General features: G+C 61.9%; 7 protein-coding genes and 3 pseudogenes. 6 read left to right on the top strand and 4 right to left on the bottom strand.

Annotated features, from left to right (window positions below):
• Positions 1-476: 476 nt before the first annotated feature.
• The 3 genes and pseudogenes from IWX75_RS17230 to IWX75_RS17805 all read left to right on the top strand — a co-directional run.
• Positions 477-1091 carry a Crp/Fnr family transcriptional regulator gene (locus IWX75_RS17230; protein ID WP_196823484.1) on the top strand — a complete coding sequence of 205 codons (615 nt, stop codon included), beginning with the start codon at positions 477-479 and terminating at the stop codon, positions 1089-1091.
• Between the two features lie 86 nt (positions 1092-1177).
• Positions 1178-1312, top strand: coding sequence for a hypothetical protein (locus IWX75_RS17810; RefSeq protein ID WP_334684454.1), 135 nt, complete (start codon positions 1178-1180; stop codon positions 1310-1312).
• Positions 1313-1435: 123 nt separating this feature from the next.
• Positions 1436-1789 (top strand): annotated as a pseudogene (locus IWX75_RS17805) (class I SAM-dependent methyltransferase); the annotation flags it as partial.
• Positions 1790-1878: 89 nt separating this feature from the next.
• Here the strand turns inward: IWX75_RS17805 and IWX75_RS17800 are convergent.
• Together IWX75_RS17800 and IWX75_RS17220 are read right to left on the bottom strand one after the other, a co-directional pair.
• Positions 1879-2088 (bottom strand): annotated as a pseudogene (locus tag IWX75_RS17800) (IS1380 family transposase); the annotation flags it as partial.
• 100 nt (positions 2089-2188) lie between these two features.
• The gene (locus IWX75_RS17220; protein ID WP_334684453.1) at positions 2189-2647 is read right to left on the bottom strand and encodes a hypothetical protein; all 459 of its coding nucleotides are present in this window, start codon (positions 2645-2647) and stop codon (positions 2189-2191) included.
• A 184-nt stretch (positions 2648-2831) separates the two neighbouring features.
• On the opposite strand from IWX75_RS17220, the gene IWX75_RS17215 reads away from it, so the two are divergent.
• The 3 genes from IWX75_RS17215 to IWX75_RS17205 are packed head-to-tail and all read left to right on the top strand — an operon-like array spanning position 2832 to position 6499.
• Positions 2832-4643 (top strand): glycoside hydrolase family 15 protein, encoded by a 1812-nt coding sequence (locus IWX75_RS17215; protein ID WP_196823483.1) that lies wholly within the window; start codon positions 2832-2834, stop codon positions 4641-4643.
• 37 nt (positions 4644-4680) lie between these two features.
• A complete protein-coding gene (locus tag IWX75_RS17210) occupies positions 4681-5457 on the top strand; it encodes an SDR family NAD(P)-dependent oxidoreductase (RefSeq protein WP_196823482.1) in 777 nt (258 codons plus the stop codon).
• A 49-nt stretch (positions 5458-5506) separates the two neighbouring features.
• Positions 5507-6499 (top strand): isochorismatase family protein, encoded by a 993-nt coding sequence (locus IWX75_RS17205; protein ID WP_196823481.1) that lies wholly within the window; start codon positions 5507-5509, stop codon positions 6497-6499.
• A 290-nt stretch (positions 6500-6789) separates the two neighbouring features.
• Here the strand turns inward: IWX75_RS17205 and IWX75_RS17200 are convergent.
• Together IWX75_RS17200 and IWX75_RS17195 are read right to left on the bottom strand one after the other, a co-directional pair.
• Positions 6790-8010: pseudogene (locus IWX75_RS17200) on the bottom strand (ISL3 family transposase).
• Between the two features lie 141 nt (positions 8011-8151).
• Positions 8152-8544: a GNAT family N-acetyltransferase gene (locus IWX75_RS17195; RefSeq protein WP_196823480.1), complete on the bottom strand. Its 393-nt coding sequence runs from the start codon at positions 8542-8544 to the stop codon at positions 8152-8154.
• Positions 8545-8698 lie beyond the last annotated feature (154 nt).

The following is an 8698-nucleotide window of genomic DNA, read 5'->3' as shown; positions in this document are numbered from 1 at the left end:
TCCCAGATTGCCTGCTGCTGCTCCGTCGTGAACTCCACACACACCTCCACCACTCATCCTGCCAAGTAGCGGTGCATTGACCGGTTGAGACCACCAAAAAAATTTGTGCCACTGATGGACAACCTGTCCACACACGACGCCATTGCTGCCCCACGAGAGAATTGCAGCTCACCCCCAGGTGGACGGCTCTGAGCTGGTCCCCCGGGGCTCCATCCGCCCACAGGTGGATGACCCCGTAAAACACGACAGCAAAAGTAGGGGCACTGGTTGTCGGTGCCCACCCGGTACAGTCCCTTCGCATGAGCAGAACAAGAGGTACCCGGGGAACCCCGCGGAGTTGCATCTGGTGCTAGCCCTTTGCCCTAACCTGTGCGTCGAGTGTGGAAAATGCCGCCTTTTTTCGCCTGTCCTGGCTCAACCGCTACATGCTGATTGCCGTCTAAGGCAGGATACGAGCACTAAACGGGAGGGAGGGGATGCAGCTCATGATGCCGCTGCGCAGATTTTCCGCCGGCGAATTGGTCTTCTCGCAGGCACAGCCGGTCACGGCCCTCTTTATCCTCAAGGAGGGCCGGATCCGAATCTTCCATGTCACCGAAGGCGGCAAGGCTATGACCATGGCCCTTCTTGAACCATGGGCCGTCTTCGGGGAGATGGCCCTGGTGGGTCAGCAGATGTACGACAACTATGCCGAGGCGGTCGAAGACTCAGCCGTCTGCCGGTTGGATTCGCAGGACGTTGAACAGTACCTTCTGTCCGACCCCCGCATCGCCGCGAAGGTTGCAATGTACCTCGGCGAGCAGGTCCTGAGCCTGGAAGAACGGCTTCTCGACCTGGCAACGCGACCCCTCGCCGTCCGGGTGGCGAAGACCGCGGTCACGCTTGCGGACGCTGCGCCCGCCCCGCGATTCGGCCAGGCGGCGTCGGTGCGCCTGACGCACGAGCAGCTCGCAGGAATCCTCGGAGTCACGCGGGAAGCCACCAGCAGGATCATGGCCGAATTCGCCGCAAACGACATGATCAGGCAGAGCCGCGGAAAAATCACCATCCGTGATGCCGATGCGTTGCGTGCGATTGCCCGAAAGACCTGAGGGAAGGCATGCCGCGCCGCAAGAATCGCGGGACGGCTCACGGTTGATCGGGCTGTTCGGACGCCGGAACTCGAGGATCCGCGCGTTTGCGTAGCGTCCAGCAACCACTGGTTCCCGCGGACAAATCGGAGTACCAAGGAACCATGGCGAAGAAAAAGGGAGTGGCACCACGGCTGGCCGATGCGCTGGGGATCATCCTCGGCACCGGGAGATTCCGCTGAGGCTGCAAGCGTGGGACGGCTCGGAGGCGAGGCCCGTCAACGCTCCGTTGATTGAGTTCCGTTCCCGGAGGGAATTGCGGCGCATGCTCTGGTCGCCGAATCAGCTCGGCTTGAGCCGCGCGTATGGCAGGCAATTTCGACGGCCCCGGTGACCTCTTCGAAAGCTTCTCTGTACGGAGTTCCGTGAATAAGTTCGCCGAGCTCAAGGCTTTCCGTCCCCCTACCCCGGGCGAGCGTTGGAAACTGCTCAGGACCGCCGTCCGGGTTGGCGCGCTGGGACTTCCGCCTGCGCCGCCGCCGGAAGAAATGGACGTCACCCCGTCGGGGCGGAAGCATTCCAAGAAGCGCGACACCGCCGCAGTTTCACACCATTACGACGTCGGCAACGACTTCTATGCGCTCGTGCTTGGGTCGTCGATGGTTTACTCCCGCGCGGTCTGGGAGGACGAGAATACGGGCCTGGATGCAGCTCAGGAGGCGAAGCTCGACCTAGTCTGCCGCAAGCTCGGCTTGCGGCCAGGTATGCGTGTATTGGATGCGGTTGGGGCAGTTTCGCGCTGCACGCCTGCCCCGCGGGCGGACTTCACCGCTCCTTTGCGCAGTCTTGCGCCGCCGATGAACGGGGCGGACTCTTGGCTGGTGATGGTCCCGATCAGGGCGTTGAGCCCTCGTTTTCCGGTGTATCCGTAGCCGGAGCCTTGTTTCTGATAGCCGTAGACTTCCTTGATGGTGTCGTCGATATCGACCAGGGCCAGTTCATCGATCCCGGATGCCAGACCGGACCTGTTGCCAAAGGGTTTGCCTCCCCAATCTGCGGCGACCACGGTTGGCGGTCACGTCGGGCTGCCTCGGCTATGTCGACTCCGCAGACGGTGTTCATGCGTTCTTTCGAAGCACACCCACAGCAACAAGTCCGAGGATGAGGCCATAGATGAGATGGCCCATCAAACTCATCATCGCAGTGGCATCGATCATAAACAACGGCATGCCCATCATCGTCGGCATGAGCAGTAGCGGGCCGAGGACCCACCAGATCGCTCCATAGACCAGGCCGATGACGGCTCCCCGCGGGTAAGTCGAAAGCAGCGATGCAAACGGCACCGTCAGGCCCAGCCCGATGCCGATGGATATCAGCATGTGGATGGCGAACCCGACACCGGCCGACTGGCTGCCGACCATCGAGGCGATCGTCGGCAACATCCCCATCATCATCATGAGGATGCCGAACACGAGGCCGCCGGCGATTCCGCCCACGACTCCTGCCATAACTCTCCTGCCGATGGCGAAACCGCCGTGTGTGTCGGCCGAGTGTGCTGCATCTGCTGTAGACATCATCGTCTCCGCCTGTAGTAGTGAACTGGTGATCCCAACGTAGGAGGAAGGGAAGGAGGGTTCTGCAACCCAGCGTACACAACGGGAAGAAAGTTGATCCTTCTGTCCCAGCGGGGTCTGCGGGCCTCTTGACTCTCCCCCACGGGGAAGGTTTAGGTTGAAAGGCAGACGACGAGGGAGCTTCACTGTGCAGGCACCGAGTGCTAAGACGGCCGAGATCTCCGACTACGGGCTGCTCGGGGACTGCCAGGGATCTGCCTTGGTCTCGCGGGACGGCTCGATCGATTGGTGGTGCCCTCCACGGTTCGACGCCCCCAGCATCTTCAGCCGCCTGCTGGACTACGACACCGGGCACTGGACAATCCGGCCAGCCGGAGACTATACGGTCACTCGCCGCTATCTCCCTGGCACCATGGTGCTCGAGACGGAGTTCCAGTGTGACAACGGGGATCTGCTGCTGACCGATGCCCTGGCGCTTGGCCCGGGGGAACGGGGTCACGAAGTGGGGCACAATTCCCCGCATATGCTGTTGCGCCAGGTGGAGGTCACCCGCGGCAGTGTGGAAGTGACGGTCGAGGTTGCACCGAGACCGGAATACGGGCTGATCACACCCCATTTCGTGCAGACCACCACCGGGTGGTCGATCAGCGGCGGAGCGAACCGCCTGACGCTGACCGCTGGACTCAGCCTCACTGTCGAGGACGGGTCTCTTGGTGGAACCTTCACCCTGGAGGCAGGAGAAGCTACGGTTTTCGCCCTTCATCACCGCGATGCCGTCCTCCCACCGCCGCCGGCAACCGACGGCGCTTCCGAGTTGGAGAACACAATCGCCGCGTGGCGGTCCTGGAGTGAGATTCACCAGGGCTACCGCGGCGCTTACCGGGAGCAGGTGCACCGCAGCGCCCTGGTGCTCCAGACACTCACCTACAGCCCTACCGGAGCAGTTGTAGCCGCGCCGACTACTTCACTGCCGGAGGAGCCGGGCGGCAGCGCCAACTGGGATTACCGCTTTGGCTGGCTTCGTGACGGCAGTCTGACCCTCAAGGCGCTTTGGGTAGCGGCCTGCCCGGACGAGGCGCACCAGTTCTTTGACTGGATCACCATGTCAGCCGGAGCGCTCGGTGAGGGACATCTGCAGATCATGTTCGGTGTCGGCGGAGAGCACGACCTCACGGAACACGAGCTGGATCATCTGGCGGGTTACGCCGAGTCGCGGCCGGTCCGCGTGGGCAATGACGCCTGGGGCCAGAAGCAGCTTGACGTCCTCGGCGAAGTGTTCGAGTGCGCGTGGGTTCTGCGGGAACAACTCGGCGAATTCCCCGCCGAGACCCGGGACTTCTTGGTTGCTGTCGGCGACAAGGCCGCAGAAACATGGCAGGAGCGTGACTCCGGCATCTGGGAAGGGCGGGAAGGAACACGGGACTACGTGACGTCCAAGCTGATGTGCTGGGTGGCGCTGGACCGCGCGCTGAAGCTCGCCGACCGTCTCGGCGCTGCCCAGAAGGTCCCGGTGTGGGAGCGTGAACGGGACAGGGTCCGTGACGCAATCCTCGAAAAGGGCTGGGACAGCAGCGTCAAGGCGTTCACCGGTGCCTTCGGCTCGGAGCATCTCGACGCCGGTGTGCTTTTGATGCCGATCATGGGATTTCTACCGGCCGACGATGACCGCATACTGGCCACCCTGGACGCGATCGAGCGTGAACTCACCACCGGAAACCTGATCCAGCGGTGGACGGGCTCCGGGGGTGAGGGTGCGTTCATCATCTGTTCCTACTGGCTGGCCACAGCCCGGGCCATGGCAGGCGAACCTGAACGGGCGCGGGAAATTTTCGAGGCAGTTACCGGGTACGCCAATGATCTCGGGCTCCTCTCGGAAGAGATCGACATCAAAGACGGCAGCCTGATCGGTAACTTCCCCCAAGGGCTTTCACACATCGGCCTGATCAACGCGGCGTGGGCAATTACCCAAGCCGAGGACGCCCAGGCCGGACAGGCCTGATACCACTGAACCACTGCAAGTACGGAGAGGAACACTCATGGGAAAGCTACAGGACAAGGTCGCCTTCATCACCGGATCGGATTCAGGAATAGGCCAGGCCACGGCAGTCGAATTTGCGCGGGAGGGTGCCGACGTCATCGTCCATTACTTCCACGACCGCGACGGCGCAGAGTCCACACAGCAGCAGGTTGAGTCCCACGGCCGCCGGGCGATCATCGTCCAGGGCGACCACGGTGACGAAGAGCAGGTCAAAAAGATGTTCGCGGCGGCCTTCGACGCCTTCGGACGGGTGGACATCATGATGAACAACGCAAGCGCTGACGCCTCCGGAACCTACGTCGCCGATCTGGAGATCGCCGACTTTGAGCGCACGCTGCGCAGCAACCTCATCGGCCAGCTCATCTGCTGCAAACACTTCATCAACCATCGGAAGCAGCAGGGCGGCGGCGGGAAGATCATCAACACCACCTCGGTGCACGAGGAACAGCCCCGGGCCGGTGCAGCCGACTATGACTGTTCCAAGGGCGCACTGCGGAACCTCACCCGAACCCTTGTCCTCGAAGTTTCCGAGCTCGGCATGACGGTGAACAACATCGCCCCGGGAATGGTACTCACCCCCTTCAACCAGAAGGCAATCGATGACCCGGAGTACCTGAAGGAGCAGGTCAAGACCATTCCCCTCAAGCGTGCCGCGGAACCGTCAGAAATCGGCAGGCTCGCTGTTTTCCTTGCCTCGCCCGATGGCGACTACGTGACAGGAGCCACCTACGTCATGGACGGCGGACTGATGCAGATGGCCGGTCAGGGCGCATGAACAAAGCCTCGATCGTCGCAAACAGATAAACGATATCCAGGAGGACACCATGAGTGAAACCAAGGCAGATACAACCGGCGGGCACACCGCCGGATTCGACCCGCAGCGCACCGCCCTGCTGGTGATCGACCCGGTCAACGATTTCCTGTCCGAAGGCGGTGCAGCCTGGGAAATGACCAAATCCACGGTGAAGAAAAACAATGTGGTGAGTCAATTACAGCGACTGATCTCCGCCACACGCGCTGCCGGCGTGCCCGTGCTTTTCGGACCGATGGCCTACACGGAAGAGGACTACGCCGACGCCCGGTTCCAGCAGCGCAGCGGCATCAACCGGTTGATGTTTGAGAACAAGATGTTCCTTGCCGGCTCTTGGGGCGCAGATTTCCACCCCGATTTGCAGCCCGAAAGCACGGACATCATCCTGGAGCCCCATAAGGGCACGGACGTTTTCGAAACAGACCTTCGCAACCATCTGGAACGACTCGGCACCGAACAACTGGTGATCGCCGGCATGACAGCCAATCTGTGCTGTGAGTCCACCGGGCGCCATGCCACTGAGCACGGCTATGCGGTGACTTTCCTGTCGGACGCGATCGGTGCGGAAAGCCTGCCCGCCTATGAGGCATCGATCCATGTGAACTATCCACTGATCGCCAACATGGTGATGGAAGTGGATGAATTCCTGGCCGGCCTTGCTGCACCTGCACAGCAGACGCCCTCGCCGGGCGACACTGTGGTTGGCTCGGACCGCGGCGAGATCGGCGACGTGGTCGAGGTTGTGGCCGCCGAAGGCGGTGATCCGGGATACCTGCTGGTCAAACGCGGCATCGTGTTTGACCGCGATACGTATATCCCACTGGATGCGGTGACGCACAGCATGGACAACCGCGTGTACATCAATGTGCCGAAGCTGGTTGTCGGAAAGCTGCCGTGGGGCGAGCCGCCGAGCGCCGCCGCCGCAAATGAGAAGTTCGGCGCGCCGAAGGCCGGAGTGGAAATGCTCTACGGCAGTTTCAACCCCACTGGTGCAGTTGGAAGGTAGCCAATTGTCAACGGGCGCTAAACCTGAATCCACCGGTTGGGTTGAGGCCGGTCCGGCGTTTTAAACCGGAAATACCCTTCTGATCAAGGAAGACAGGACTTGTCTAGAGTTCCGTTTTCGCTTTGCAGAGGAGCATTTCCGTAGATGCAACTACGCATACCCCGTCGGCTATTTCCAGCGCTTTTGATGATCCGAATCTCGTGTCGGCCGCGGGGCTGGTCCCGGTCATGGGTCTGGCCGGGAAAACGGCTCTCCGTGGTTCGTGGTGATTTCCACTGCTGGGGAGATGATCAGCGTGCCGTTCTGGCTGCGCTTCTCAAGAGGATACGGGTTTTGTAGTTGGTGCTGTTCACGAAGCCGCGTCCGGTGCGTTTGATGTTCTTGATGGCGGTGTTGTTAGCCTCGACTTTCGCGGTGGTGGCGCCGGTGATGACGAGGACCTCGATCTCGTCCCACCAGCGGCACACCGTCCGGAACAGCCGGGTGGTTTCCGGTTGCCCGGCCCGGTCTACCAGGTCCTTGAGGACGGCTTTGGCCGCGTCGGCGTCTGCGAGCGACCCGGCACCCAGGAGCGCGCGGAGGGCTTCCTTGACCCGCCACGCTGTCTCGAGCCGGCCGGTCGGATCATCAACCGTGAAGACGACGTCAAGCCTGTTCCTGGCCCGCTCCGAGAGTTTCTCCGCGCCCTTGAGCAGCAGCCGGCGGTTCGCCCACACCGGGTCCGCGGCCCGTCCACGCCGGCCTTTGGTCTCCTAAGTGACACGTTGACGGACCTCGGTCACCATATTGTTGGCGAGCATGCTCAGGTGGAACGCATCCACGGACACGGCAGTGCGAGGCAGCCACATCCGCAGCGCTTTCCGGAACGCCGCGGACGGGTCGATCGCGACCACCTGCACGCCAAGACGCCACGCCAGCGGGCGGGCTTTCAGCCAGTCCCCGACACCGGTGCTGTCACGGCCGTCCACGATGCCCAGAACCTGTCCGGTGTCCAGATCCACAATGGTCGACATCCAGGGCTCATACCGTGTCCAGGCCTTCGTCGTGTGGTTCTGGAAGAACCGCACGGACCGGTACCGGTGCTCGTCAATTCCCAGCTTCACCGGGGCCAGCGTGTCGACGTCCGGCAGCTCAACGACAGCGGCGTCCAGCGCACGCTGGACCAGCCACCACGACACGCCGAACGCTGTCGCTGCTTCCGTGGCCGACCGTCCGGACCTGATGACCGCGTCGACCAGGGAGGTGCGCAGGCGTGCAGTCGAGCGGGAGAACGCAGGGACCTGCGGCGTTGCCTCCGCGAAGGTCTTCCGGGAGCACCCAGCTTCGTCGCAGAAGAACCGGCGCTTGCGCCAGAGCACCTCGACCGGACCCGCGACCAGAACGTCACGGATTTTTTGGAACCGCCGGGAGTGCCTGCGATGACTGATCGTTCCACAGCCCCGGCAGCCAGCTTCCAGGACGGATTCGACCCTGACTCGGCGTTGCCCGAAAGCGAGGACTTCCGCGCTCACAACTCGGTAGTCGGGCAGGTTGAAGATGATGGTGGCAGCGTCCAGCGGCGCCGCAGTAGGCTCGATCAAAGCTCGTGGTTCCTGTCAGTGATGAATGCGTCAAGAACATCCATCCCAGCAGGGCCACGAGCCCTTCAGTTCCTACGACACGAAACCCGCTTTCACCACGAACCACGGAGAGCCACCAAAGTCGACTCCGGCTTCATCACGCATCGCCTTTTGAGCGTGCCGCATCGCTCGGCCGCCGAGACCAGTACCGCGAAAGCGTTGATCAACCAGCACGCCTCCTGTGCCGGCCACAACGACATCGTTGGTTCCTACTGAGATGACGCGACGTTGAAAGCCGACATGCGCTGCCAGAGTAGGTCCTTGAAATGCCAAGACATGGAAGTCAGCTGGTGAGTAGCCGTACGGTGCGTCGGGGTTCCACCGGCCGTAATCGCTGAAGTACTCACTGTCGAAAAGCTTATTCAGTACATCAAGTTCCATCATGCTGAGGTCTTCATGCCGCTGCAGCCTCAAAATTTCATCCATCGACTGAGCCTATGTCCGTACGCCGAAGACCTGGACTCAGCAATTGTCGACAAGCCGATGGGACTGCCCAGACTTTGGTTGACACGGGGGGTGGGTGGTCTCTAGGCCGCGTGTGCGGCTAAGTAGATTGTCTCAAACTCGACCGGAGTGAGCT

The organism is Arthrobacter sp. CAN_A6, assembly GCF_015751715.1.
Classification (GTDB): Bacteria; Actinomycetota; Actinomycetes; order Actinomycetales; family Micrococcaceae; genus Arthrobacter_D.
The sequence above is the reverse complement of the archived record's forward strand: the minus strand, read 5'-3'. Positions and strand labels throughout refer to the sequence as shown.

Bases quoted from the DNA above. Each gene is read 5' to 3' on its own strand.
- IWX75_RS17210 (WP_196823482.1), top strand. From the start codon at position 4,681: ATGGGAAAGCTACAGGACAAGGTCGCCTTCATCACCGGATCGGATTCA.
- IWX75_RS17205 (WP_196823481.1), top strand. From the start codon at position 5,507: ATGAGTGAAACCAAGGCAGATACAACCGGCGGGCACACCGCCGGATTC.
- IWX75_RS17220 (WP_334684453.1), bottom strand. From the start codon at position 2,647: ATGATGTCTACAGCAGATGCAGCACACTCGGCCGACACACACGGCGGT.
- IWX75_RS17195 (WP_196823480.1), bottom strand. From the start codon at position 8,544: ATGGATGAAATTTTGAGGCTGCAGCGGCATGAAGACCTCAGCATGATG.
- IWX75_RS17230 (WP_196823484.1), top strand. From the start codon at position 477: ATGCAGCTCATGATGCCGCTGCGCAGATTTTCCGCCGGCGAATTGGTC.